This is a genomic window from Ornithinimicrobium pratense (assembly GCF_008843165.1).
Lineage (GTDB): Bacteria > Actinomycetota > Actinomycetes > Actinomycetales > Dermatophilaceae > Ornithinicoccus > Ornithinicoccus pratensis.
This window is the reverse complement of sequence record NZ_CP044427.1, coordinates 2,084,029-2,108,764: the sequence shown is the minus strand read 5'-3', so window position 1 is coordinate 2,108,764 and position 24,736 is coordinate 2,084,029. Positions and strand designations below refer to the sequence as shown.

Sequence of the window (24,736 nt, the reverse complement as noted above, 5' to 3'; positions counted from 1 at the left end):
TGACGCTGATGAGCACCCGATGAGTACTCAGCAATGAGCACCCAGCAGCACTAGTCACGGCTGTGCCCTGAGCGGGCCCCGGTCGTGGCGCAACCTTCAAGGAGACACCACACCGTGGCAAAACTCAGGGTCTACGAGCTCGCCAAAGAGCTCGGGGTCGAGAGCAAGCAGCTGCTCGCCCACCTGAAGGAGCAGGGAGAGTTCGTCCGGTCGGCATCGTCGACCATCGAGCCCCCTGTCGTCCGCAAGATTCGCGAGAACCCTCCGGCCGACGCCAAGGGCAAGAGCAGGGCGGCCAACGACAAGGGTTCCGCCCCCCGTCCCGCGGCCAGGAGCGGCCAGGGCAAGCCCGGCCCCGCAGCGCCCAAGCCGGGTGCCGCAGCGCCGAAGCCGGGAGCCACAACCCCGGCGCCGGCCCCTGATGCGCCCAAGCCGGGTGCGGCCGCGCAGCAGCCGGCCCAGGCGACGCCCGAGCCCTCGGCACCGGCGGAGCCCTCGATCCCGGCGGAGCCCTCGGCCCCGGCGGAGCCCAGCCGTGCCGCCGAGCCGACCGCAGAGCCGGCCCGCCCCACCCCGGGCGTCAAGCCGGGACCCCGCCAGCCGGAGCGTCCGGCCACGGAGCGTCCCGCGACGGAACGTCGGTCGACCGGTCGTCAGGGCACCGAACGCCCCGGTGGTGAGCGTCCGTCCGACGGCGGTCGTTCCGGTGGCGGTCCCCGTCCGGGCCGTCCCGGCGTCAAGCCGGGCCCCCGTCCGGGCAACAACCCGTTCGCGCCCAGCCAGGGCATGGGTCAGGCGCGGGAGCGTCGCCCCGCCCCTGGTGGTGAGCGCGGTGGTGAGCGCGGTGGTGAGCGGGGTGGCCCCCCGCGGCCGGGCAACAACCCGTTCGCGCCCAGCCAGGGCATGCCCCGTCCGGGCGGGAGCCGCGGTGGCCAGGCCGGCGCCGGCGGTCCACGCCCGGGCGGCCCCCGTCCCAACCCCGGCATGATGCCGGAGCGGGCTGCCGTGCCCCGTCCCGGTGACCGCCCAGCTCGCCCCGGTGGGCGAGGACGTCCGGGTGGACCCGGTGGACCCGGTGGGGCTCCCGGCGGTGGCCCCGGTGGCCCCGGTGGCTTCCGCGGCGGTCCTGGCGGCCGTGGTGGTGGCCCGAGGGGTCGTGGCGGTACGGCCGGAGCATTCGGTCGTGGCGGCGGGAAGGTCCGCGGACGCAAGTCCAAGAGGGCCAAGCGCGCAGAGTTCGAGGCGATGCAGGCGCCCGCCATCGGCGGCGTCAACGTCCCCCGCGGTGGTGGCAAGGTCATCCAGGTCCGCCGCGGTGCGTCGCTGAGCGACTTCGCCGACAAGATCAACGTCGACCCCGCGGCGCTGGTGACCGTGCTCTTCCACCTGGGCGAGATGGCCACCGCGACCCAGTCCCTGGACGAGGACACCTTCGCGGTCCTGGGCTCAGAGCTGGGGTACGACATCCGTGTCGTCTCCCCGGAGGAGGAGGAGCGCGAGCTCTTCACGGCCTTCAACATCGACCTGGAGGCCGAGACCGAGGCCGAGTCCGACGAGGACCTCGAGCCGCGTCCGCCGGTCGTGACCGTCATGGGTCACGTGGACCACGGAAAGACTCGCCTGCTGGACGCGATCCGCGAGTCCGAGGTCGGGGCCGACGAGGCCGGCGGCATCACCCAGCACATCGGTGCCTACCAGGTGCGGACCAAGCACGACGGCGCGGAGCGGGCGATCACCTTCATCGACACCCCGGGCCACGAGGCGTTCACCGCCATGCGTGCCCGTGGTGCCAAGGTGACCGACATCGCGATCCTCGTGGTCGCCGCCGACGACGGCGTCATGCCGCAGACGATCGAGGCGCTCAACCACGCCCAGGCGGCCGACGTGCCGATCGTCGTCGCGGTCAACAAGATCGATGTCGAGGGCGCCAACCCGGCCAAGATCCGCCAGCAGCTGACCGAGTACAACCTGATCGCCGAGGAGTACGGCGGCGAGACCATGTTCGTCGACGTCTCGGCCAAGCAGGGCCAGAACATCGAAGAGCTGCTCGACGCCGTGCTCCTGACCGCGGACGCCGCGTTGGACCTGCGGGCCAACCCCGACAAGGACGCGCGCGGTGTCGCGATCGAGGCCAACCTGGACAAGGGCCGCGGCGCCGTCGCGACCGTGCTGGTCCAGCAGGGCACCCTGCGGGTCGGCGACGCGATCGTCACCGGTTCCAGCCACGGCCGCGTCCGGGCGATGCTCGACGAGCACGGCACCAACGTGGACGTGGCGACCCCGTCGCGTCCCGTGCAGGTGCTGGGTCTGGACACCGTGGCCCGCGCCGGCGACACCTTCCTGGTGGCGCCGGACGACCGGACCGCCCGGCAGATCGCCGAGCGTCGCGAGGCTGCCGACCGGCAGGCCGCGCTGGCCAAGTCCCGCAAGCGGATCAGCCTGGAGGACCTCAACCAGGCCCTGGCCCAGGGCAAGGTGGAGACCCTCAACCTCATCCTCAAGGGCGATGTGTCCGGTTCGGTCGAGGCGCTGGAGGACGCCCTTCTGCAGATCGACGTCGGCGACGAGGTCGAGCTGCGGATCATCGACCGCGGCGTCGGCGCGATCACGATGAACAACATCAACCTCGCCGTCGCCTCCGATGCCATCATCCTGGGCTTCAACGTCCGGGCCGAGGGCCAGAACGCCGACTACGCCGAGAAGGAAGGCGTGGAGATCCGGTACTACTCGGTGATCTACCAAGCCATCGAGGACATCGAGAACGCCCTGAAGGGCATGCTCAAGCCGGAGTACGAGGAGCACCAGACGGGCTCGGCGGAGATCCGCGAGATCTTCCGCAGCTCCAAGTTCGGCAACGTTGCCGGTGCGCTGGTGCGCAGCGGCACGATCAACCGGGGCGCCAAGGCACGCATCACGCGTCAGGGCGTCGTCATCACCGAGGGTCTGGAGATCGCCGGTCTGCGGCGGTTCAAGGACGACGTGACCGAGGTCCGCGAGGGCTTCGAGTGCGGCATCAACCTGGGGTCGTTCAACGACCTGCAGATGGATGACCTCATCACGACCTACGAGATGCGCGAGATCCCCCGCAGCTGATCTAGGTATGACGTCCGGCCGGCCCCACCTGCGAAGGTGGGGCCGGCCGCGTCGTCCGTAAGATGGTCGCGCTCCCCGATGGGAGCGCCGCCGACGACAACAGGAGGACCTCATGGCCGACCAGGCACGCGGACGCAGGATCGCCGAGCGGATCAAGCAGCTGGTGACACAAGGCCTGTCCCAGGTGGTCAAGGACGAGCGCAAGGGGTTCATCACCATCACCGACGTGCGCGTCACGGGTGACACCCAGCACGCCAGCGTCTTCTACACCGTCCTGGGCACCGAGGAGGACCGCGCGACCGCCGCGGAGATTCTGGAGAACTACCGCGGCCGGCTGCGCTCCTTCGTCGGCAAGGGTCTGGGCATCCGGCTCACCCCCAGCCTGGAGTTCATCCTGGACGCGCTGCCGGAGGACGCCCAGCACCTGGACGAGCTGCTGGCCCAGGTCGCCGCCCGGGACGCCGAGCTCGCCGCCGCCCGCGCGGAGCAGGCGTATGCCGGCGAGCCCGACCCCTACCGCAAGCCACGCACCGAGGCCGAGCAGGCCCAGGACGAGCTGGATGCGCAGGCCGACTCCGTCAGGGAGACCGACACGGATGACCGCTGAGCCGCCCGTCGGCGACGGCCTGATCGTCGTCGACAAGCCGGCGGGCTGGACCAGCCACGACGTGGTCGGGCGGGCACGCCGCCTGTGTCGCACGCGCAAGATCGGCCACGCCGGCACCCTGGACCCGATGGCGACCGGGGTGCTGGTGCTGGGGGTGAACCGTGGCACCAAGCTGCTCACCTTCCTCGTCGGCCACGACAAGGGGTATGCCGCCACCGTCCGGCTCGGCCAGGCGACCCTGACCGACGACGCCGAGGGTGAGACCACGTCGACCGCGGAGGCGGGACATCTCACGCAGGGGCAGATCGCCGAGGCGGTGGCCGCCCTGACCGGGCCCCTCGAGCAGGTCCCGAGTGCTGTCAGCGCGATCAAGGTCGACGGCCGCCGTTCCTACGCCCGTGTGCGCGGCGGGGAGCAGGTCACCCTGGCCGCCCGGCCGGTGACCGTCTCCCGGTTCACCGTGCTCCGGCGGCGTGCTGAGCAGCTGCCGGACGGGACGTCGGTGGTCGACCTGGACGTCGAGGTCGAGGTGTCCTCAGGGACCTATGTGCGGGCCTTGGCCCGCGACCTCGGCTCGAGCCTCGGGGTCGGCGGCCACCTGACGGCGCTGCGCCGTACCCGGGTCGGTGACCTGGGCCTGGAGCACGCCGTCACCCTGGACCAGCTGGACCCCGAGCACGGGCCGGGCCCGGCGGCATACCTCGTCGACCTGGCCAGCGCCGCCCGCGCCGCCCTGCCGGTGCGTGAGCTCACCGAGCCGGAGGCGCGCGCGCTGGGTTACGGCCAGCGGATCCCCGCCGAGCAGCCGGGTCGGGCCGGCCCCGTGGCCGCGATCGGTCCCGACGGTCGGCTGGTGGCCGTGCTGGACGAGTCGCGGGGGCAGGCCAGGGCGCACGTGGTCCTGGCGCCCGCCGACGGCGGTTAGAGTGACGCCCGTGCATCGCTGGAGCAGCCTGGACGACGTCCCCGCCGACCTTGGTCCCACCGTGGCCACCCTCGGCAACTTCGACGGCGTCCACCGAGGGCACCAGGCCGTGCTGGGCACCGTGGTGGACCTGGCGGCAGGCCGCGGTCTGGCAGCCGTCGCGGTGACCTTCAACCCCCACCCCGTGGCGGTCCTGCACCCCGAGCGGGCCCCGGAGGCGATCGTGGGGCTGGAGCACCGGCTGGCGCTGCTGGAGAAGCTCGGTCTCGACGGCGTGGTGGTCATCGAGTTCACCCGGGAGTACGCCCAGCTCTCTCCTGAGGACTTCGTGGTGCAGACCTTCGTGGAAGGGCTGCGCGCGCAGGTCGTGGTCGTCGGCCAGGACACCCGCTTCGGCCTGCACAACACCGGTGACGTCGGGACGATGACCGAGCTGGGGGAGCGGCACGGCTTCGAGGTCGTGGTGCAGCAGACGGAAGGGGAGTTCGAGCGGGGCCGGCGGACGTGGTCCTCGACCGCCCTGCGGGAGGCCTTGGCCTCGGGGGACATGGCCACCGCCACCGAGATCCTCGACCGCGAGCACCGCGTCTCCGGCGAGGTCGTGCACGGGCACCACCGGGGTCGTGAGCTGGGCTACCCGACGGCCAACCTGTCCACCCGCAGCGAGGGGATGATCCCCGCCGACGGGGTGTATGCAGGCTGGCTGGAGCGGCCCGCACTGCCGGTCGAGCACCCCGACCGCCGGCTGCCCGCCGCGATCTCGGTCGGCACCAACCCCACCTTCGACGACGTCGTGCGGCGCACCGTGGAGGCCTACGTGCTGGACCGGCTCGACCTCGACCTCTACGGCGAGCTGGTCTGGGTCGACTTCGTCGAGCGGTTGCGCGGCAACGTGCGCTTCGAGTCGGTCGAGACCCTGATGGAGCAGATGGCGCAGGACGTGGACCGCACCCGCGCCCTGCTGGCCTGAGCAGGGGCGGTATGGCGAGCGTGACCGCCACCGGTGCCAGCACCGTCGGCGCGCGCTACGCCCGCACCGACTGGGCACCGTTCGTGGCGGGGCTCGGCCTCACCGTGGTGGGCGCCCTGCTCATCTGGTCCTCGACCAAGGGCTGGGCCGGCAGCGCGCTGGCCGTGCGCCACCTGGTCAACGCCGCCGTCGGGATCGTCCTGGCCCTGGCGGTGGTCGCGGTCGACGTGCGCTGGCTGCGTGCGGTCGCCCCCTGGGTCTACCTCACCGGGCTGCTCGGGCTGCTGCTGGTGCTCTCTCCGCTGGGGGAGACCGTCAACGGCTCCCGGTCCTGGCTGTTCCTGCCGGGCGGCTTCTCCCTGCAACCCTCCGAGCTGGCCAAGATCGGCCTCGTCGTGGGGCTGGCGATGATCCTGGCCGAGGGTCGTGATCCTGACCGGCCCCCGACGTGGCGGGAGGTGCTCCTGGCATGGGTGCTGGCGGCGCTGCCGATCGCGTTGATCATGCTGCAGCCCGACCTGGGCAGCGCGCTGGTCTTCGGGGTGCTGACGATCGGGGTGGTCGCCACCTCCGGGGCGTCATGGCGATGGACGGCCGCAGCGGTGGGCGGCACGGTCGTCGCCGTGGTGGCTGCCCTGAGGGTGCCCCTGCTGGACCCGTATCAGGTCAATCGCCTCCTCGCCTTCCAGGACCCGGCGCTAGACCCGGAAGGCATCGGTTACCAGACCACCCAGGTGCGTCTGGCGATCGGCTCCGGCGGGTGGTCCGGGACCGGTCTGGGTCAGGGGCCACAGACCCAGGGCGGGTTCATCCCCTTCCAGCACACCGACTTCATCTTCTCGGTCGCGGGGGAGGAACTGGGGCTGCTCGGCAGCCTGGGCCTGGTCGGCCTGCTCGGCTTCCTCGTGGTGCGGGCCCTGCTCGTCGGGCTGCGCGGCGAGGATCCGTTCGGCCGGCTGGTCGCGGTCGGCGTCGCCTGCTGGTTCGCCTTCCAGACCTTCCAGAACGTCGGGATGAATCTCGGGCTGATGCCCGTGACCGGGCTGCCGCTGCCGTTCCTGTCCTACGGCGGGTCCTCGATGCTGGCCTGCTGGCTTGCGTTGGGGCTGCTCGCCTGCGCCCAGCAGCCCACGTTGCGAGGGCGTGGCGCTTGGTAACGCGCCCTTGGACCTGAGAGGATGCACGAAGGACCTGCCGACGAAGGAGTTGACGATGGCCCGACTGGCCGACGAAACCTACGACCAGACGATTCTGGATGATCGCGCCCCGAGCGTAGGTCACCTGTTCCGTGACCGTGTGGCCAAGAGCCCGGACCGGGACGCCTTCCTCTACCCCGACGGTGAGAGTTGGCCGTCCCTGTCCTGGGCGCAGACCAAGGACAGGGCCTACGCGCTGGCCGCCGGTCTGATCGAGCTGGGCGTGCAGCCTGAGGAGCGGGTCGCGCTGGCCTCCGCCACCCGCCTGGAGTGGGTGCTCTCCGACCTGGCCGTGATGTGCGCCGGCGCGGCCACCACCACCATCTACCCCACGACGCTGTCCGAGGACGTCAGCTTCATCATCACCGACTCCGACAGCCGGGTGGTCATCGCCGAGGACCAGGTCCAGGTCGACAAGGTTCTCGAGCACCGGGACCAGCTCGGCGGCGTGCTCAAGATCGTCGTCATCGATGGCAGCTCGGGGAGAGCGAGGACGTGATCACCTTCGCCGAGCTGGAGGAGCTGGGCCGGTCCCGGCTGCAGTCCGAGCCCGGGGTCGTGGACGCCCGGATCGACCTGCTCACCCCCGAGCACCTGGCGACGATCATCTACACCTCCGGCACCACCGGCCGGCCCAAGGGCGTGCGGCTCTCGCACTCGGCGTGGACCTACGAGGCCGCCGCGGTGGACGCCGTGAAGATCCTGTCCGAGGAGGACCTTCAGTACCTCTGGCTGCCCCTGGCCCACGTCTTCGGCAAGCTGCTGCTCATGCTCCCCCTGCAGATGGGCTTCGCCACCGCGGTCGACGGCCGGGTGGACAGGATCGTGCCGAACCTTGCGGTCGTCAAGCCCACCTTCATGGGCGCCGCACCGCGGATCTTCGAGAAGGCCTACGGCCGCATCACCACGATGATGGCCGACGAGGGCGGGGTGAAGGCCAAACTGTTCGGCTGGGCCAGCCGGGTCGGCAAGGAGGTCTCCGAGGTCCGGGCCAGCGGCGCCGAGCCCGGTGGCGTGCTCGCAGCCAAGCACCGGGTGGCCGACAAGCTGGTGCTGTCCAAGATCCGCGACCGGTTCGGTGGGCGCATCCGCTTCTTCATCTCCGGCTCGGCCGCCCTGAACCACGAGATCGGCCGCTGGTTCGACGCGATGGGCCTGATGATCATCGAGGGCTACGGCCTCACCGAGTCCAGCGCCGCCTCGCTGGTCAACCGTCCCGAGCACGCCAAGAACCGGATCGGCACCATCGGCTGGCCACTGCCCGGCACCGAGGTCAAGGTGGCCGAGGACGGCGAGCTGCTGATGCGGGGCCCGGGCATCATGACCGGCTACCACGGCAACGACGAGGCCACCGCGCAGGCGCTCCAGGACGGATGGCTGCACACTGGCGACATCGGCGAGATCGACGATGACGGATACGTCCGGATCACCGACCGCAAGAAGGACCTGTTCAAGACCTCCGGCGGCAAGTACGTCGCCCCCTCGCACATCGAGTCGCTGTTCAAGGGCGTCTGCCCCTACGCCAGCCAGCTCATCGTGGAGGGCGAGCACCGCAACTTCGTCTCGGCCCTGATCACCCTGGACCCTGACTCGATCACCGGCTGGGCGGCCAAGAACGACATGGCCGGTGACTCCTACGCCCAGATCGTGACCTCCGACAAGGCCCGGAAGATGGTTCAGGGGTACGTCGACGAGTTGAACACCAAGTTGGCCCGGCACGAGCAGGTGAAGAAGTTCCACATCCTGGACCACGACCTGTCCGTTGAGGAGGGTGACCTGACCCCGAGCATGAAGCTCAAGCGCAAGAAGGTCGCCGAGAAGTACAGGGACACGCTCGACGGGTTCTACGCCGACGCCTGAGGCGCGCTGAGTCGACCCAGCCGTGCCGGGCGGCACGGTTGGGTCGGCGGCGGCGCACTGCATACCCTGGGGGCATGTCCGCCGCACCCCTCACCCCCGCCCGCGCGCCCGGCCAGTCGCTGCTCGCCGACCTCGAGCCGCTGCTGGAGGAGGTCAGCAAGCCGGTGCAGTACATCGGCGGTGAGTTGAACTCCCAGGTCAAGGACTGGGACTGCGGGGGAGTGAGCACCGCGCGCTGGGCGCTGATGTACCCCGACGCCTACGAGATCGGTCTGCCCAACCAGGGCGTGATGATCCTGTATGAGGTGCTCAACGAGCAGCCGGACGTGCTCGCCGAGCGCACCTACGCGGTGTGGCCCGATCTGGAAGAGCTCATGCGCCAGCGCGAGGTGCCGCAGTTCACCGTGGACGCGCACCGGGCGGTCGGTGACTTCGACGTGCTGGGGGTCAGCTTCTCCACCGAGCTGGGCTACACCAACCTCCTCACGGCCCTGGACCTGGCCGGGATCCCGCTGCACAGCAAGGACCGCGGCGAGGAGCACCCGATCGTGCTGGCCGGCGGGCACGCCAGCTTCAACCCCGAGCCGGTCGCGGACTTCATCGACGCCGCGATCGTGGGCGACGGTGAGGAGGCGGTGCTGCAGACCTCCCGGATCATCAACGCCTGGAAGCGGGCCGGCCGCCCCGACGGTCGTCAGGGCCTCCTGCTGGAGCTGGCCCGCACCGGGGGTGTTTACGTCCCTGCCTTCTACGAGGTGTCCTACCTTCCCGACGGGCGGATCCAGCGGGTCGCGCCACGCGCGGACCTGCACGGCGTGCCGTGGCGGGTCTCCAAGCACACCGTGATGGACCTTGACGCCTGGCCCTACCCCAAGACACCGCTGGTGCCGGTCACCGAGTCGGTGCACGAGCGGATGAGCGTGGAGATCTTCCGCGGCTGCACCCGTGGCTGCCGGTTCTGCCAGGCCGGGATGATCACCCGCCCCGTGCGCGAGCGCTCGATCACCGGGATCGGCGAGATGGTCGAGCAGGGGCTGTGCTCGACCGGCCTGGATGAGGTCGGGCTGCTCTCGCTGTCCTCGGCCGACCACTCCGAGATCGCCGAGCTCACCAAGGGGCTCGCCGACCGCTACGAGGGGACCCAGACCGGGCTGTCGCTGCCCTCGACCCGGGTCGACGCCTTCAACATCGAACTGGCCAACGAGCTGACCCGCAACGGTCGACGTTCGGGCCTGACCTTCGCGCCCGAGGGCGGGAGCGAGCGGCTGCGCAAGGTGATCAACAAGATGGTCACCGAGGAAGACCTCATCCGCACCGTCGCGGCCGCGTACGCGGCCGGTTGGCGCCAGGTCAAGCTCTACTTCATGTGCGGACTTCCGACCGAGACCGACGAGGACGTGCTGGCGATCGCCGACCTGGCCAAGAAGGTGATCGACACCGGACGCGAGGTCTCCGGGCGACGAGATATCCGCTGCACGGTGTCGATCGGCGGGTTCGTGCCCAAGCCGCATACCCCCTTCCAGTGGGCCGCACAGCTGGGGTCGGAGGAAACCGACGCGCGGCTGGCCAAGCTGCGCGAGGCGCTGCGCTCGGACCGGCGCTACGGCTCGGCGATCGGCTTCCGCTACCACGACGGCCAGCCGGGGATCGTCGAGGGCCTGCTCTCCCGCGGCGACCGCCGCCTGGGCGCGGTGATCGAGGGGGTATGGCGTGCCGGTGGACGGTTCGACGGCTGGAGCGAGCACTTCTCCTACGAGCGGTGGATGTCAGCCGCCGAGCGCGGGCTGGCCGGGACCGGCGTGGACGTCGACTGGTTCACCACCCGCGAGCGCGGTGAGCACGAGGTGCTTCCCTGGGACCACATCGACTCCGGGCTGGACAAGGAGTGGCTGTGGGAGGACTGGCTGGACGCCCTCGACGAGCGCGAGGTCGAGGACTGCCGCTGGACCCCGTGCTTTGACTGCGGCGTGTGCCCGCAGCTGAACACCGAGATCCAGATCGGCCCCACGGGCAAGACGCTGCTGCCCCTGACCGTGCTCCACCCCTGACCTCCGGCGAGCGGCACCGTGTGCTGAGATGAGCCTATGAACGCAGACCAGGACGGAACGACCCAGGTCGTCCGAGCGAGCCGTGACGTCAAGGCACCCCCGGAGACGATCTTCGAGCTGATCGCCGACCCTGCCCGACAGCCGGAGTGGGACGGCAACGACAACCTCGTCGAGGCGCCGGGCGGGCAGCGGGTGCGGCAGCTCGGCGATGTCTTCACGATGACGCTGACCAACGGGAAGGTGCGGGAGAACCACGTCGTCGAGTTCGAGGAGAGCCGGCGCCTGGCCTGGAAGCCTGCCTCGCCCGGCGAGCCGCCGGCCGGGCACCTGTGGCGGTGGACGCTCGAGCCCCGGCCGGACGGTGCGACCCGGGTGACGCACACCTATGACTGGAGCGAGCTCACCGACGCTGCCCGAATGGACCGGGCGCGCGCCACCACAGCCGGGATGCTCCAGTCGTCCGTCGACCGGCTCGCGGCGCGCGCGGAGGCCGACGGGTCGACCTGATGACCTCTGGGGTCAGAGCTTGCGTGCGCGGATGACGCCGTCGATGGCCAGAATCTGCTCCTTGAGCTCGTCGCGGACCTCGCCCTCGACATCGACGAGGGTGTAGGCGTAGTCACCCCTGGACTTGTTGGTGAACTCCGCGACGTTGAGACCGGCCTCGGCGAGCACGGCGGTGATCTGGCCGATCATGTTGGGCTTGTTCGCGTTGAAGATCCCCAGACGGGTGGTGCCCGGCGTCCGGGCCATGATGACCTCGGGGTAGTTCACCGCATTGCGAATGTTGCCGTTGAGCAGGAAGTCCTGCAGCTGGTCGACCGCCATCACCGCGCAGTTGTCCTCGGCCTCGCCGGTGGAGGCGCCAAGGTGGGGCAGGGTGATGACCCGCGAGTGGACGGCCCCGGCCTCGGTGGGGAAGTCGTTGACGTAGGCGTGCAGGTGACCTGAGTCAAGGGCCTGGAGGACGGCGGTCTCGTCGACCACGCCACCGCGGGCGAAGTTGAGCACCACTGCACCTCGGGGCATGCTCGCGATCCGCTCGGTGTTGACCAGCCCCCTGGTGCTGTCGATGAGCGGCACGTGCAGCGTGATCAGCTCCGAGCGGGCGAACAGCTCCTCCACGCTTTCGACCTGCTCGACGTTGGGGGAGAGCTGCCAGGCGTTCTTGATCGTCACCGCCGGGTCATAGCCGAGCACCTTCATCCCCAGCGACTGGGCGGCGTTGGCGACGAGGACGCCGATCGAGCCCAGCCCGATCACGCCCAACGTTTTCCCGGGCAGCTCGAAACCGGCAAACTGCTTCTTGCCCGCCTCGACCTGCTCGTTGAGGGCCTGACCAGACAACCCCTGCTCGGCGACCAGGTTCCGGGTGTAGTCGGCCGCGTGGTAAAGGCTGCGGGCGGCGAGGAGCATGCCGGCGATCACCAGCTCCTTGACCGCGTTGGCGTTGGCGCCGGGGGTGTTGAAGACCGGTATGCCCAGGGCGGCCAGCTTGTCGACCGGGATGTTGTTGGTGCCGGCACCGGCCCGGGCCACGGCATACAGGCTCTGCGGGACCGGTCGGTCGTGCAGGTCAGCCGAGCGCACGAGGATGCCCCGCGGCTCGGCGATGTCGGTGCCGAGGTCGAAGATGTCGCGATCGAGCCGCTGCAGACCCACGGGGGAGATCGCGTTGACGGTCTGGATCGGGAACCTGCCGTTGCTCATGGGTCAGCCGTTCTGCTTCTCGAAGTCGGTCATGAAGTCGACGAGGGCCTGCACGCCCTCGATCGGCATGGCGTTGTAGATGGAGGCGCGCATCCCGCCCACGCTGCGGTGGCCGCCCAGCCCCGAGAGCCCGGCGGCCTCGGCGGCCGCGACAAACGGCTTTTCCAGGGCAGGGTCCGGCACGAGGAAGGGCACGTTCATCCACGACCGCGCGGCCGGCTGGACCGGGTTGGAGTAGAAGTCGGAGCGGTCTATCGTGCCGTAGATCAGCTCGGCCTTGGCCCGGTTGCGCTCAGCCATGGCGGTGAGCCCGCCCTGCTCCTCCACCCACTCCAGCACCAGCCCGACCAGGTACCAGGCCAGCGTCGGCGGCGTGTTGAGCATCGAGTCGGCCTCGGCCATCGCCGTCCAGTCCATCGCGGCGGGCACCTCAGGCCGGGCCCGGCCCATTAGGTCGCGCCGGACGATGATGACCACGAGCCCGGAGGGACCCAGGTTCTTCTGCGCCCCGGCGTAGATCACCCCGAACCTCGAGACGTCCACCGGGCGCGACAGCATCGTGGAGCTGGCGTCGGTGACGAGCGGGATCTCTCCGGCGTCCGGGAGGTAGGGGAACTCCACCCCACCGATGGTCTCGTTGAGGGTGAGGTGCAGGTATGCCGCGTCGCCCGGGACCTCCAGGCTGCCCTCGGCGGGCACGGTGGTGTAGTTGGAGTCCTTCTCGTCCGCGACGACGTGCACGTCGACGTACTTCCGGGCCTCGTCGATGGCCTTGGCACTCCAGGAGCCGGTGTTCACGTAAGCCGCTGCTGCGCCGGGAGCCGTGAGATTCAACGGGACCCCGGCGAACTGTCCGGTCGCGCCGCCCTGCAGGAAGAGCACGGCATACTCCTCGGGCACCGCGAGCAGAGCACGCAGCCGGGCCTCGGCCTGCGCCGCGACGGTGACGAACTCCTTGCTGCGGTGGGACATCTCCATCACCGACATGCCGCTGCCGCGCCAGTCGATCAGCTCGGCCTGGGCTCGTTCGAGGACCTCGAGGGGCATGGTGGCTGGGCCGGCGGAGAAGTTGTAGACGCGCACGACTCCTTAACCTACCGTCAAGGACGAGGTGCTCCGGACCCAGGTTAGGGTGCCGACCATGGCCGGATCTCGACGTGTGCCCGAGGGGCCTGCACCCGACCCTGCGGTCCAGAAGCTGCGCATCCGCTATGCCAAGCGTGGGCGGATGCGGTTCACCTCCACCCGCGACTTCCAGCGGGCGCTGGAACGAGCGGTGCGCAAGGCCGGGCTGCCGATGGCCTACTCGGCCGGTTTCCACCCCCACCCCAAGATCTCTTACGCCAACGCCGCCCCCACCGGGGCGGCGTCCGAGGCGGAGTTTGTGGAGATCTCGCTGACCAGATCCTTGGAGCCTGGGTCGGTGCGGGCCGGGTTGGACGCCGCGCTGCCCGAAGGGCTCGACGTCCTTGAGGTGTCTGACGCGGCCGACCTGCCCGGGGCCCTGGCCGATCACCTGCAGGGCAGCCTGTGGGCGTTGCGGTTTAGGGCCGCGGAGGACGTGCCGGGCCGGGAGGCTGTGGGGTCGGCGGTCGAGGCCTTCCGGGCCATCGAGGAGCTGCATGTGACGCGGATGATGAAGAAGGGCCCGCGCGAGCTGGACGTGCGCGCCGCGGTCGTCACCCTGGCGGTGGCCGACGACACGCCGGTCGAGGTGCCCGCCGCGACCGGTGATGTGGTCGTCCTGGCCACGGTGCGGCACACCACTCCCACCGTGCGACCCGAGGAGATCTGGGGTGCGTTGCGCCAGGTCGGCGGGCTAGGGCTGCCCCGACCGGTCAGCACCCGCCTGCGCCAGGGGCCCCTCCGGGGGAACGAGGTCGCCGCGTCGCTGACTGGGTGAGCGCCCGGGCGTGTGCGATACTGCGTGGTGGTCGGACAGAACGCCACACCGCTGCCCGACCCGGTGCGAGTCCCACGCTGTGCGGCCACCAGCCGGCACGCGCGACGCCCACGTTGAGCGTCGAGCCCGCTCCACCGCACCCCCGGTGCCGCGCGACGCGCGAACCGACCCGGGTGACAGGACGACTTCCGTCCCGGCCGACCGGTCCGGACGACGCACCCGCGCCAGGCGGGTAGCGGATCCCCAGCGGATTCCGTGGTGTGGGCTACCCGTAGGGCATGGAAGGACACCACGTGTCTGACGACAGCATCACCACTGACGAGGCGCAGGAGCGCGCAGCACGGGCCGCACAGCTCGCCGCCGATGCCCAGGCCCTGTTCGGCTCGCACCAGGACGGCGCGGACGCCGTGGACCCCGACAGCACAGCGTCCGACGCCGCCGATGCCGGCGTCGGGACCAGCAGCGACGAGGGTGACGACACCGACGAGAGCGACGAAACCGAAGGCACTCGCGGGGCAGACCATGGCGCCGACCCCGACGAGGGTGGCGAAGACGAGAACCCCGACGACACCGACGAGCTGGGCGGAGTGCCCGTCGTCGCTGTCGTGGACGACAGCGTCGCGGACACCGCACCCGAGGACGACGATGGCAACGGGGGCGATGCGGCCCAGGAGGCGGCGCCGGCGCTGCCGTCCTTCGGACTGGTCTTCCAGGCTCCCGACCTGAGCGACTTGCCCCGTCGCCGGAGCCGTCGGGTCACCTCCGCGCCGGTCACGCCGGTGGAGCGACCGACCGACGAGGACCTCCCGCTCGACCGGCAGGCCAGCGAAGGTGACGACACGGACGAGGCTGACGGCAGGACCGGTCAAGGTGAGGACGACGGCGACGGCACCCGCGGCCGTCGCCGCCGCCGCGGTGGCAAGGGCCGCCGCACGCGGGCAGGGGCCGACTCCGACCAGACCGAGGACGACGCCCAGCAGACCAGCGAGGACGACACCCCGGCGCAGGACGGTGTCGATGGCGCAGGTACGCAGGTCGAGGGCGGCCAGGCTGCCTCGTCCGCGGGCACCCGGACCCGCACCCGTAGCCGCCGAGGCCGCGGCAGCAGCAATGGGAGCGGCAGCCAAGGCTCCGGCCAGGCGCAGGGGGAGCGCGCCGACGGCAACGGGCAGGACAGCAACGACCAGGCCACGGACGAGCAGGACGATGCGTCCTCGACGCGACGGCGGCGCCGTCGCAGCCGCAACGGCCAGGCGGAGCGGTCGGCCCAGGACGAGGTGACCTCGATCAAGGGCTCGACCCGGCTGGAGGCCAAGCGCCAGCGCCGGCGGGAGGGGCGCGAGGCGGGGCGCCGCCGCACGATCATCAGCGAGGCGGAGTTCTTGGCCCGGCGCGAGAGCGTGGAGCGGGTCATGGTCGTGCGCGGCCTCGAGGACCACACTCAGATCGCGGTGCTCGAGGACGGGGTGCCCGTTGAGCACTACGTCTCCCGCTCAGCCCAGAGCACGATGGCCGGCAACGTCTACCTCGGCCGCGTGCAGAACGTCCTGCCCTCGATGGAGGCCGCCTTCGTCGACATCGGCAAGGGCCGCAACGCCGTTCTCTACGCCGGTGAGGTGAACTGGGACGTGGCGGGCCTGGTCGGCAACGAGCCCCGTCGCATCGAGAACGCGCTGAAGTCCGGCGAGTCGGTCCTGGTGCAGGTCACCAAGGACCCGATCGGGCACAAGGGAGCCCGGCTGACCTCCCAGATCTCGCTGCCGGGTCGCTACCTGGTCTATGTGCCGAGCAGCTCGATGACTGGCATCTCGCGCAAACTGCCGGAGAACGAGCGGTCCCGCCTGAAGAAGATCCTCAAGGAGGTCGTCCCGGCCGACGCGGGCGTCATCGTGCGCACCGCCGCCGAGGGCGCCTCCGAGGCCGAGCTGCGGGCGGACGTGGAGCGGCTGACGAAGACCTGGGAGCGGATCCAGACCAGGAGCCGCACCGCCAACGCCCCGGCGCTGCTGCACGGCGAGCCGGACATGACCGTCCGGGTCATCCGCGACGTCTTCAACGAGGACTTCGCCAAGCTCATCGTCTCTGGTGAGGAGGCCTGGACAGAGGTCAAGCGCTACATCGACGAGGTGGCGCCGGACCTGGCCGAGCGGGTCGAGAAGTACACCGGCACCACCGACGTCTTCACCGTCCACCGGGTCCACGAGGCGATCGCCAAGGCGATGGACCGCAAGGTCTGGTTGCCGTCCGGAGGCTCGCTGGTCATCGACCGCACCGAGGCGATGACCGTGGTCGATGTCAACACCGGCAAGTTCACCGGCTCCGGCGGGAACCTGGAGGAGACGGTCACCAAGAACAACATCGAGGCGGCCGAGGAGATCGTCCGCCAGCTGCGGCTGCGGGACATCGGCGGCATCATCGTCATCGACTTCATCGACATGGTGCTGGAGAGCAACCGGGACCTGGTCGTCCGACGTCTGCTGGAGTGCCTGGGGCGCGACCGCACCAAGCACCAGGTCGCTGAGGTCACCTCGCTGGGACTGGTCCAGATGACCCGCAAGCGGGTCGGGTCGGGTCTGATCGAGGTCTTCTCCGAGACCTGCGCCCACTGCTCCGGACGGGGGATCACCGTCCAGTCCGAGCCGGTCGGCAAGGGCGGGAGTTTCGAGGAGTCCAACGGAGGCGGCAACGGCGGCTCCCGCCGCGGGCGTGGCCGCACCCAGAACGGCCGCGGCAACGGCAGCTCCAGCTCGTCGTCCTCGATGGAGGGCAAGAACGTCCTGCCGACCCCGAACCCGAACGGTCCCACGCCGGCCCAGATCGCCGCGGCCGCCCACGCCGCCGCGCTCAACGCGGGCGCGAGCTCCGACACCGCCAAGGCGGTCGCCGACGAGGTGGCCGAGGACGTGGTGACCACCGCTGCCATCGACTCGGACGGCGACGCGTCGGGAACCACGGACCAGGGGACGGGCAATGACACCGACACCGCACAGTCAACGGCAGCTCCGCAGCCGGAATCCGCGCAGCCCGAGCCAGAGCCCACGAAGCGGGCTCGGCGCCGCAGCAGCAAGGCCGCCGTCACCGCCCCGGTGACGCAGCCGGAGCCGGCCCCCGTCTCACAGGACGCTCCCGACCCCGCCCGGCAGGAAGCTCCCGCGCCCGCCCCGCAGGACGCTCCCGCGCCCGTCGCACAGGAGGAGTCGGCGCCCGCACCCAAGCGCCGCCGCCGGGGCCGGGTCGTGGCCCCTGCCGGGCCGCCGACCGGCGAGTAGCCACACCCTCGGCACCGGCCGCGCCGGGTTTGGTGCCAGGGCGGTCGGCACGCTAGGCTAGTGCGTCGGTTCGCCCTGGTTCCGCAGGCGGGTCTCGCAGACGGCGCACAACGCGTCGGCTCGACCCCAACCTGGCCGGCCAGGTGCTGCATACCCCACCCAGACCGTAGGAAGTGAGTTCAACGTGTACGCGATCGTCCGTGCTGGCGGCCGCCAGGAGAAGGTCTCCGTCGGCGACGTGCTGACCATCGACAAGGTCGAGGTTCAGGCTGGCGACACCCTCGAGCTCGCCCCGGTCCTCCTGGTCGACGGCTCGTCCGTGACCACCGACGCCGCCGCGCTCGACAAGGTCAAGGTCACCGCCGAGGTCCTGGGCGCCACCAAGGGTCCCAAGATCATCATCCAGAAGTACAAGAACAAGACGGGTTACAAGAAGCGGCAGGGCCACCGCCAGCCGCTCACCCAGGTCAAGATCACCGCGATCGACGCCTGAGCGTCGACGTACCGAGACTGAGCCCAGGAGGCATGTGAGATGGCAACCAAGAAGGGTGCGTCCTCGACCAAGAACGGTCGCGACTCGAACGCACAGCGCCTCGGCGTCAAGCGGTTCGGCGGCCAGGTCGTCGGCACCGGCGAAATCCTGATCCGCCAGCGCGGCACCAAGTTCCACCCCGGCGAGGGCGTGGGCCGTGGCAAGGACGACACGCTGTTCGCCCTGGTCCCAGGCGTTGTGGAGTTCGGCTCCAAGCGCGGCCGCAAGACCGTGAACATCGTCGGGGCGGACGCGACCGTCGACGCCTGAGACACGGCACCGCACTGACAGGCACGACGCCGGTGGGGCTTGGCCCCACCGGCGTCGTCGTCTTCCCCCGCCGCTGCGCAGCGTCTGGCCCGGCCCACCGCCGGGCACGCACCGCATACCCCTGAGAGGATCACCCCATGGCCAACTTCGTCGACCGCGTCGTGCTGCACCTGCGCGCTGGCAACGGCGGCCACGGCGTCGCCTCGGTGCACCGGGAGAAGTTCAAGCCGCTCGGCGGTCCCGACGGCGGCAACGGTGGCCGCGGCGGTGACGTCATCCTGCGTGTCGACGCGCAGGTCACCACGCTGGTGGACTACCACCACGGGCCCCACCGCAGCGCGCCCAACGGCAAGCCCGGCGAGGGTGGCGAGCGGCACGGGGCGCAGGGCGAGGACCTGACCCTGTTTGTCCCCAGCGGCACCGTGGTCACCACGCGTGCTGGCGAGGTGCTGGCGGACCTGGTCGGCGACGGCACGGAGTATGTCGTGGCCCGCGGCGGTCGCGGTGGGCTGGGCAACAAGGCCCTGGCCAGCACCCGGCGCAAGGCGCCCGGTTTCGCGCTGCTGGGCGAGCCCGGCGAGGAGACCGAGGTCGTCCTTGAGCTGAAGACCCTCGCCGACGTCGCCCTCATCGGCTTCCCGTCCGCGGGCAAGTCGTCCTTGGTCAGTGTCATGTCGGCGGCCAAGCCGAAGATCGCCGACTACCCGTTCACCACGCTGGTGCCCAACCTGGGGGTGGTGACCGCCGGCGGCAACCGCTTCACGATGGCCGACGTGCCCGGGCTCATCCCCGGCGCCAGCGAGGGCAAGGGGCTGGGCCTGCAGTTCCTGCGGCACGTGGAGCGCTGCCACGTGCTGGTGCACGTCATCGACTGCGCCACCCTGGAGCCCGGGCGGGACCCGCTCACCGACCTGGAGGTCATCGAGCACGAGCTGGCCGAGTACGTCCCCCACGGCCAGCTGGGCGGCATCCCGCTTGCCGAGCGGGTGCGGGTGGTCGTGCTGAACAAGGCCGACGTGCCCGAGGCACGGGAGCTGGCCGAGATGGTGCGCCCGGACCTGCAGGAGCAGGGATATGAGGTGCACATCGTCTCGGCGGTGGCGCACCAGGGGCTGAAAGACCTGGGCTACGCCCTGGCCGCGCACGTGCGCAAGGCCCGCGAGGAGCAAATCGTCGTCGAGCCGGCCCGGGTGATCGTGCGACCCCAGGCGTTGGACGACCAGGGCTTCCGGGTGGTGCGCGAGAACACCTCCGACGGCGAGGTCTTTCGCGTCGTGGGGGAGCGGCCCACCCGCTGGGTCCGGCAGACCGACTTCGCCAACGACGAGGCCGTGGGCTACCTCGCCGACCGGCTCAACCGGCTCGGCGTCGAGGACGAGCTGCTCAAGGCGGGCGCCGTCGCCGGCTCGACCGTGCTCATCGGCCCCCAGGACGACGCCGTCGTCTTCGACTGGGAGCCGACCATGGCCGGCGGCGCGGAGCTGCTGGGATCGCGGGGGAGCGACCTGCGGCTCGACGAGCGGACCCGGCCCACCCGTGGCGAGAAGCGCGAGGCCTTCCACGACAAGATGAGCGCCGCCGAGCGGGCGCGTCAGGAGCTGGTGGCCGAGCGGCGCGCAGGCAAGTGGACCGAGCCGGAGTAGGACCGTGGCGCCGCCGGCGATGCATGACTATGCGCGCAGGTGGAATAGTATTCGTCCATGTCCATTGACCGTTCCGCGATCCGCGATGCCCACCGCATCGTGGTCAAGGTGGGCTCCTCGTCGTTGACCAGGCCGGCGGGTGGCCTGGACGGGTACCAGCTTCAGGCGCTGGCCAACAACCTGGCCAAGAAGGCTCTGCGCGGGACCCAGGTGGTGCTCGTCTCCTCGGGGGCGATCGCCGCGGGCTTGGTCCCGCTCGGGCTGACCCGCCGACCCAAGGACCTGGCCACCCAGCAGGCGGCCGCCAGCACCGGCATGGGGGCGCTGATGACGGCATACACCCGGGTGTTCACCATGCACGGGGTGCAGGTGGGGCAGGTGCTGCTGACCGCCGACGACATGCACCGGCGCAGCCACTACGTCAACGCCTCCCGCACCCTGGAGCGGCTGCTGGAGCTGGAGGTGGTGCCGATCATCAACGAGAACGACACGGTCGCCACCGACGAGATCCGCTTCGGCGACAACGACCGGCTCGCGGCCCTCGTCGCCCACCTGGTCGACGCCGACGCCATGGTCCTGCTCTCCGACGTGGACGCGCTCTACACTGGACACCCTTCCGCGCCGGACAGCCGGCGCATCCCGGTGGTCCGCGGGCCGGGCGACCTCACCGGGGTCGACGTGTCCCGGGTGGGATCCGCCGTGGGGACCGGGGGTATGCAGACCAAGCTGGAGGCGGCGCGGATGGCGGTCGCCGAGGGCATCCCGGTGCTGCTCACCAGCGCCGCCCAGGCCGGCGCCGCGCTGGCCGGTGAGGACGTCGGCACGCTGTTCACCCCGATCGGGACCAAGAGCCCGGCCCGCCGCCGGTGGCTGGCGCACGCCAGCCACTCCTCGGGCCGGGTGGTCCTGGACGACGGCGCGGTCGAGGCCGTCGTGCGCCGGCAGACCTCTCTGCTCCCGGTGGGCATCACCGGGGTGGAGGGCCGGTTCACGGCCGGGGACACCGTGGAGCTGGTCGACCGACGCGGCACGGTGGTGGCCCGCGGGCTGGTCGGTTACGACGCGGAGGAGCTGCGGCCGCTCGTTGGCCAACGCCTCAAGCGGGGCGCCGGGCTGCGCGCCGCGGCGCCCGCCTCCCGGCCCGTCGTGCGGCGCGACGACCTGGTGGTCCTGTGACCCAGACCCCGTCCCGGAGCTGACCCCGATGCGGCCGTGCCCCCGGCCCCAGCCAGGTGTGCGGCCTACCCTGAGACCACGAGCTCAAACGAGGAGAGAGCGCTGATGAGCACCATCACCCCCGATGTCGTCGAACAGGTCCACGCGGTCGCCCGCCGCGCCCGCGTCGCCGCCCGCGAGCTGGCGCTGCTGACCCGGGCGCAGAAGGACGCGGCGCTGCACGCCCTGGCCGACGCGATCGACGACGCCACTGCCGCCGTCGTCGCCGCCAACGGCGAGGACATCGACCGGGGGCAGGGCAACGGTCTGCCCGCCAACCTGGTGGACCGGCTGCGTCTGGACGAGGACCGGGTGCACTCGGCCGCCGACGCGCTGCGCCAGGTCGCCGCGCTGCCGGACCCGGTGGGGGAGGTGGTGCGCGGCTCGACCCTGGCCAACGGTCTGCAGCTACGCCAGGTGCGGGTGCCCATGGGGGTCGTGGGGATGATCTACGAGGCCCGCCCCAATGTCACCGTCGACGCCGCCGGCCTCGGGTTGAAGAGCGGCAACGCGGTGATCCTCCGTGGGGGCTCTGCCGCGGCGTCGACCAACGCCGCGCTGGTCGAGGTCATGCGAGGCGGGCTGGCCGCACAGGGTCTCAACCCGGACGCGGTGAACCTGCTGGGCGAGGGCGGGCACGACGCTGCTCGTGCGCTGATGACCGCCCGCGGGCTGGTGGACCTGGTGATCCCCCGCGGGGGAGCAGGGCTGATCCACACCGTCGTCACCGAGTCAACGGTGCCCGTCATCGAGACCGGCACCGGCAACTGCCACGTCTACGTCGACGCCAGCGCGGAGACCGGAATGGCGGTGGAGATCGTCACCAACTCCAAGACCCACCGCACCTCGGTGTGCAACGCGGCGGAGTCGCTCCTGGTGCACCGCGGGGCCGCCGAGCGAGTCCTGCCGGCAGTCATGGAGCAGTTTGCCGCGGCAGGGGTCACGGTGCACGGTGACGCCGAGATGCAGCGCTACGCGGAGGCTGCCGGTGCCGTGCACGTGCCGGTGACCGATGAGGACGACGACACCGAGTTCTTGTCCTTGGACATTTCGGCTCGCGTGGTCGAGGACCTAGACGCGGCGATCGCGCACGTCCAGGAACACACCAGCGGGCACACCGAGGCCATCGTCACCGCAGACCGGTCCGCAGCACGGCGGTTCACCACCGAGGTGGACGCGGCCGCGGTCCTCGTCAACGCCTCGACCCGGTTCACCGACGGCGCAGAGTTCGGCTTCGGCGCCGAGATCGGCATCTCCACCCAGAAGCTGCACGCCCGCGGACCGATGGCACTGCCGGAGCTGACCACCACGAAATGGGTGGTGGAGGGCGACGGGCAGATCCGCTGAGGGCGGGTAGAGTGGCCTCCATGACGTCTGAGCTGAGCCTGTTCGCCGCCGAGGGCGGCCACGCGATCGTCAACGAGCTGCCGTTCCCCCCGATCATGTTCGGGGTCATCGCTCTGGTGCTCGCCCTGGCCGCGTTGGGTGTGCTCTGGTCCTTCCGCAACAGCCTGGCCCTCGACCCGCACGGGATCGCCGAGGGTGTGCCCGACCCGGACGTGTCCCGGGGCTCCAGCCAGCACTGATGCGCCTAGGAGTGATGGGTGGGACCTTCGACCCCATCCACCACGGTCACCTAGTGGCCGCGAGCGAGGCGTCGCACCTGCTCGACCTCGACGAGGTCGTCTTCGTGCCGACCGGGCAGCCCTACAAAAAGAACGTCGCCCAGGTCAGCCCGGCCGAGCACCGCTACCTCATGACGGTGGTCGCCACGGCGTCCAACCCGCGCTTCACAGTGAGCCGGGTGGATATCGAGCGTGAGGGACCCACCTTCACCCTCGACACCCTGCGTGATCTGCACGCGCAGCGCCCCGACGACGAGCTCTTCTTCATCACCGGCGCTGACGCGCTGGCCGAGATCCTGTGCTGGAAGGGCGCCGATGAGCTGTTCCGGCTGGCCCACTTCGTCGGGGTCACCCGGCCCGGGCACGAGCTGTCCGGTGCCGGGCTGCCGCAGAACCGGGTGACCCTGCTCGAGGTCCCGGCCATGGCGATCAGCTCCACTGACTGTCGCGACCGGGTCAACGACGGCGAGCCCGTGTGGTACCTCGTGCCTGACGGTGTCGTCCAGTACATCGGCAAACATCACCTCTACCGGGAGAACACCACGTGAGCGCCACCCCCGCGCCGTCGAGCTGGCCCAGGCGGCCGCTGCCGCGGCCCACGACAAACTCGCCTCCGACGTCGTCGGCCTCGACGTCTCCGGACAGCTGGCCCTGACCGACGTCTTCGTCATCGCCTCCGCACCTAACGAGCGGCAGGTTGGCGCGATCGTGGAGGCCGTAGAGGAGCGGCTGCTCCAGCTCGGGACCAAAGCCCTGCGCCGCGAGGGCCAGCGCGAGGGTCGGTGGGTGCTGCTGGACTTCAGCGACATCGTCGTGCACGTCATGCACAGCGAGGACCGCGAGTTCTACGCCCTGGAGCGGTTGTGGAAGGACTGCCCGCCCGTGGTGCTGCCGGACGGCGGTGCTCCGGGCGCCGGGGCACCGGGCGCCGGCTGAGCGGGCCCAGGGGTATGCGGCGCGTCATCGTCTGGCGGCACGGGGAGACCGACCAGAACGCGGCCGGGGTCTACCAGGGACACCTGGACTCCCGGCTCTCCGCCCGTGGGCAGCAGCAGGCTGAGCAGGCCGCCGCGTTGCTCGCGCAGCGCCGTCCTGCGCGGCTGGTCAGCAGTGACCTTGCCCGGGCCGCCGGCACCGCCGAGGCGCTCGCCGAGGTGAGCGGGCTGCGGGTGGAGACCGACCCGCGGTGGCGGGAGATCGACGTCGGGCAGTGGCAGGGAATGCGGCACGCCGACGTGGTGGCGGTCCACCCGGACGTGATGGACGCCCTGGACCGCGGTGAGGACGTGAGACGCGGCGTGGACGGCGAGACCGTGGCGGACCTGCAGCGTCGCGCCCGCGCCGCCTTCGACGACCTGGTCGCCACTCTGCAGGAGGGGGAGACGGCCGTGGTGGGCACCCATGGGCTGGCCAGCCGGGCGCTCGTCGCCGATGTCGTGGGGCTGAGCTACCGCCAGGCGTGGCTGTCGCTGGTGGGCCTGCACAACGCCCACTGGGCCGAGCTGGTCGAGCACCGGACAGGGTGGCGGCTGGAGGTCTGGAACGCCGGGGTGGGTCCCAGCGTCGGCAGCGTCACAGACCGCTGACCTGCGACGGAAACCGATTTGGTGAAAGACCTGAGGCCTGGGTAAAGTAATCCAGTCCTCACGGGGCTGTAGCGCAGTTGGTAGCGCACCTCCATGGCATGGAGGGGGTCAGGGGTTCGAATCCCCTCAGCTCCACAGGGTAGAAGGCCGGGCACCATCTGGTGCCCGGCCTTCTTGCTGCCCCGTCTTCCTCGCCGCGCAGGGCCGGTGCTTGACGGGGTGGGGGAGGGCGGGCATAGTGCAACGGTCGATTGGTCAGGACGGCGTCGTTCGGGCCGACTAGC

At 70.9% G+C, this 24,736-nt stretch carries 22 protein-coding genes and 1 tRNA gene; 21 read left to right on the top strand and 2 right to left on the bottom strand.

Translation table 11 applies throughout. The features are described 5' to 3' along the window. Window positions 1–114: 114 nt before the first annotated feature. The 9 genes from infB to FY030_RS09580 all read left to right on the top strand — a co-directional run bounded on the left by infB (window position 115) and on the right by FY030_RS09580 (window position 11,206). Entirely contained in the window at window positions 115–3,093 is a 2,979-nt protein-coding gene (infB, locus tag FY030_RS09615) for a translation initiation factor IF-2 (RefSeq protein WP_158061311.1), read from the top strand. A 112-nt stretch (window positions 3,094–3,205) separates the two neighbouring features. Continuing rightward, on the top strand, window positions 3,206–3,700 hold the full coding sequence (rbfA, locus tag FY030_RS09610; protein ID WP_158061310.1) for a 30S ribosome-binding factor RbfA: 495 nt from the start codon (window positions 3,206–3,208) through the stop codon (window positions 3,698–3,700). Next, on the top strand, window positions 3,690–4,625 hold the full coding sequence (gene truB, locus FY030_RS09605; protein ID WP_158061309.1) for a tRNA pseudouridine(55) synthase TruB: 936 nt from the start codon (window positions 3,690–3,692) through the stop codon (window positions 4,623–4,625). The genes rbfA and truB overlap by 11 nt, the downstream gene beginning before the upstream one ends. 10 nt (window positions 4,626–4,635) lie before the next feature. Continuing rightward, on the top strand, window positions 4,636–5,595 hold the full coding sequence (locus FY030_RS09600; protein WP_158061308.1) for a bifunctional riboflavin kinase/FAD synthetase: 960 nt from the start codon (window positions 4,636–4,638) through the stop codon (window positions 5,593–5,595). 11 nt (window positions 5,596–5,606) lie between these two features. Then, window positions 5,607–6,752: a rod shape-determining protein RodA gene (gene rodA, locus FY030_RS09595; RefSeq protein WP_158061307.1), complete on the top strand. Its 1,146-nt coding sequence runs from the start codon at window positions 5,607–5,609 to the stop codon at window positions 6,750–6,752. Window positions 6,753–6,807: 55 nt separating this feature from the next. Then, window positions 6,808–7,290 carry an AMP-binding protein gene (locus FY030_RS17220; RefSeq protein ID WP_337692443.1) on the top strand — a complete coding sequence of 161 codons (483 nt, stop codon included), beginning with the start codon at window positions 6,808–6,810 and terminating at the stop codon, window positions 7,288–7,290. Further along, window positions 7,287–8,651, top strand: a complete 1,365-nt coding sequence (locus FY030_RS09590) for an AMP-dependent synthetase/ligase (RefSeq protein WP_337692442.1) — start codon at window positions 7,287–7,289, stop codon at window positions 8,649–8,651. The genes FY030_RS17220 and FY030_RS09590 overlap by 4 nt, the downstream gene beginning before the upstream one ends. A 74-nt stretch (window positions 8,652–8,725) precedes the next feature. Next, on the top strand, window positions 8,726–10,699 hold the full coding sequence (locus tag FY030_RS09585; RefSeq protein WP_158061306.1) for a TIGR03960 family B12-binding radical SAM protein: 1,974 nt from the start codon (window positions 8,726–8,728) through the stop codon (window positions 10,697–10,699). A 36-nt stretch (window positions 10,700–10,735) separates the two neighbouring features. Further along, the gene (locus FY030_RS09580) at window positions 10,736–11,206 is read left to right on the top strand and encodes an SRPBCC family protein (protein WP_158061305.1); all 471 of its coding nucleotides are present in this window, start codon (window positions 10,736–10,738) and stop codon (window positions 11,204–11,206) included. 12 nt (window positions 11,207–11,218) lie between these two features. Here the strand turns inward: FY030_RS09580 and FY030_RS09575 are convergent, their stop codons facing one another. Both FY030_RS09575 and serC read right to left on the bottom strand, forming a co-directional pair. Continuing rightward, a complete protein-coding gene (locus tag FY030_RS09575; RefSeq protein WP_158061304.1) occupies window positions 11,219–12,409 on the bottom strand; it encodes a phosphoglycerate dehydrogenase in 1,191 nt (396 codons plus the stop codon). A gap of 3 nt (window positions 12,410–12,412) precedes the next feature. Then, on the bottom strand, window positions 12,413–13,492 hold the full coding sequence (serC, locus tag FY030_RS09570) for a 3-phosphoserine/phosphohydroxythreonine transaminase (protein ID WP_158061303.1): 1,080 nt from the start codon (window positions 13,490–13,492) through the stop codon (window positions 12,413–12,415). A 145-nt stretch (window positions 13,493–13,637) separates the two neighbouring features. On the opposite strand from serC, the gene FY030_RS09565 reads away from it, so the two are divergent. From FY030_RS09565 to FY030_RS09510, 12 genes are all read left to right on the top strand, one after another. Next, entirely contained in the window at window positions 13,638–14,312 is a 675-nt protein-coding gene (locus tag FY030_RS09565; protein WP_238348216.1) for a TIGR03936 family radical SAM-associated protein, read from the top strand. 293 nt (window positions 14,313–14,605) lie between these two features. Continuing rightward, entirely contained in the window at window positions 14,606–17,581 is a 2,976-nt protein-coding gene (locus FY030_RS09560) for an Rne/Rng family ribonuclease (protein WP_238348215.1), read from the top strand. A 184-nt stretch (window positions 17,582–17,765) separates the two neighbouring features. Beyond that, window positions 17,766–18,074 (top strand): 50S ribosomal protein L21, encoded by a 309-nt coding sequence (gene rplU / locus FY030_RS09555; RefSeq protein ID WP_158061300.1) that lies wholly within the window; start codon window positions 17,766–17,768, stop codon window positions 18,072–18,074. 39 nt (window positions 18,075–18,113) lie between these two features. Beyond that, window positions 18,114–18,383 (top strand): 50S ribosomal protein L27, encoded by a 270-nt coding sequence (gene rpmA / locus FY030_RS09550; protein WP_158061299.1) that lies wholly within the window; start codon window positions 18,114–18,116, stop codon window positions 18,381–18,383. 137 nt (window positions 18,384–18,520) lie between these two features. After that, window positions 18,521–20,026, top strand: coding sequence for a GTPase ObgE (gene obgE, locus FY030_RS09545; protein ID WP_158061298.1), 1,506 nt, complete (start codon window positions 18,521–18,523; stop codon window positions 20,024–20,026). Window positions 20,027–20,083: 57 nt separating this feature from the next. Further along, window positions 20,084–21,202, top strand: coding sequence for a glutamate 5-kinase (gene proB, locus FY030_RS09540; protein WP_158061297.1), 1,119 nt, complete (start codon window positions 20,084–20,086; stop codon window positions 21,200–21,202). 105 nt (window positions 21,203–21,307) lie between these two features. Continuing rightward, on the top strand, window positions 21,308–22,588 hold the full coding sequence (locus tag FY030_RS09535) for a glutamate-5-semialdehyde dehydrogenase (protein ID WP_158061296.1): 1,281 nt from the start codon (window positions 21,308–21,310) through the stop codon (window positions 22,586–22,588). Window positions 22,589–22,608: 20 nt separating this feature from the next. Then, entirely contained in the window at window positions 22,609–22,827 is a 219-nt protein-coding gene (locus FY030_RS09530; RefSeq protein WP_158061295.1) for a hypothetical protein, read from the top strand. After that, on the top strand, window positions 22,827–23,414 hold the full coding sequence (gene nadD, locus FY030_RS09525) for a nicotinate-nucleotide adenylyltransferase (RefSeq protein WP_158061294.1): 588 nt from the start codon (window positions 22,827–22,829) through the stop codon (window positions 23,412–23,414). Before FY030_RS09530 ends, nadD begins: the two co-directional genes overlap by 1 nt. Further along, window positions 23,386–23,802 (top strand): ribosome silencing factor, encoded by a 417-nt coding sequence (gene rsfS / locus FY030_RS09520; protein WP_158062757.1) that lies wholly within the window; start codon window positions 23,386–23,388, stop codon window positions 23,800–23,802. Before nadD ends, rsfS begins: the two co-directional genes overlap by 29 nt. A 14-nt stretch (window positions 23,803–23,816) precedes the next feature. Further along, window positions 23,817–24,452, top strand: coding sequence for a histidine phosphatase family protein (locus FY030_RS09515; protein ID WP_158061293.1), 636 nt, complete (start codon window positions 23,817–23,819; stop codon window positions 24,450–24,452). A gap of 62 nt (window positions 24,453–24,514) precedes the next feature. Further along, a tRNA-Ala gene (locus tag FY030_RS09510) sits at window positions 24,515–24,587 on the top strand. The last annotated feature ends 149 nt before the right edge of the window (window positions 24,588–24,736 follow it).

Coding starts and splice junctions, on each gene's coding strand:
- rbfA (WP_158061310.1), top strand. CDS start 3,206: ATGGCCGACCAGGCACGCGGACGCAGGATCGCCGAGCGGATCAAGCAG.
- truB (WP_158061309.1), top strand. CDS start 3,690: ATGACCGCTGAGCCGCCCGTCGGCGACGGCCTGATCGTCGTCGACAAG.
- rodA (WP_158061307.1), top strand. CDS start 5,607: ATGGCGAGCGTGACCGCCACCGGTGCCAGCACCGTCGGCGCGCGCTAC.
- FY030_RS17220 (WP_337692443.1), top strand. CDS start 6,808: ATGGCCCGACTGGCCGACGAAACCTACGACCAGACGATTCTGGATGAT.
- FY030_RS09585 (WP_158061306.1), top strand. CDS start 8,726: ATGTCCGCCGCACCCCTCACCCCCGCCCGCGCGCCCGGCCAGTCGCTG.
- FY030_RS09580 (WP_158061305.1), top strand. CDS start 10,736: ATGAACGCAGACCAGGACGGAACGACCCAGGTCGTCCGAGCGAGCCGT.
- FY030_RS09575 (WP_158061304.1), bottom strand. CDS start 12,409: ATGAGCAACGGCAGGTTCCCGATCCAGACCGTCAACGCGATCTCCCCC.
- FY030_RS09565 (WP_238348216.1), top strand. CDS start 13,638: ATGCGGTTCACCTCCACCCGCGACTTCCAGCGGGCGCTGGAACGAGCG.
- rpmA (WP_158061299.1), top strand. CDS start 18,114: ATGGCAACCAAGAAGGGTGCGTCCTCGACCAAGAACGGTCGCGACTCG.
- obgE (WP_158061298.1), top strand. CDS start 18,521: ATGGCCAACTTCGTCGACCGCGTCGTGCTGCACCTGCGCGCTGGCAAC.
- proB (WP_158061297.1), top strand. CDS start 20,084: ATGTCCATTGACCGTTCCGCGATCCGCGATGCCCACCGCATCGTGGTC.
- FY030_RS09535 (WP_158061296.1), top strand. CDS start 21,308: ATGAGCACCATCACCCCCGATGTCGTCGAACAGGTCCACGCGGTCGCC.
- FY030_RS09530 (WP_158061295.1), top strand. CDS start 22,609: ATGACGTCTGAGCTGAGCCTGTTCGCCGCCGAGGGCGGCCACGCGATC.
- nadD (WP_158061294.1), top strand. CDS start 22,827: ATGCGCCTAGGAGTGATGGGTGGGACCTTCGACCCCATCCACCACGGT.
- FY030_RS09515 (WP_158061293.1), top strand. CDS start 23,817: ATGCGGCGCGTCATCGTCTGGCGGCACGGGGAGACCGACCAGAACGCG.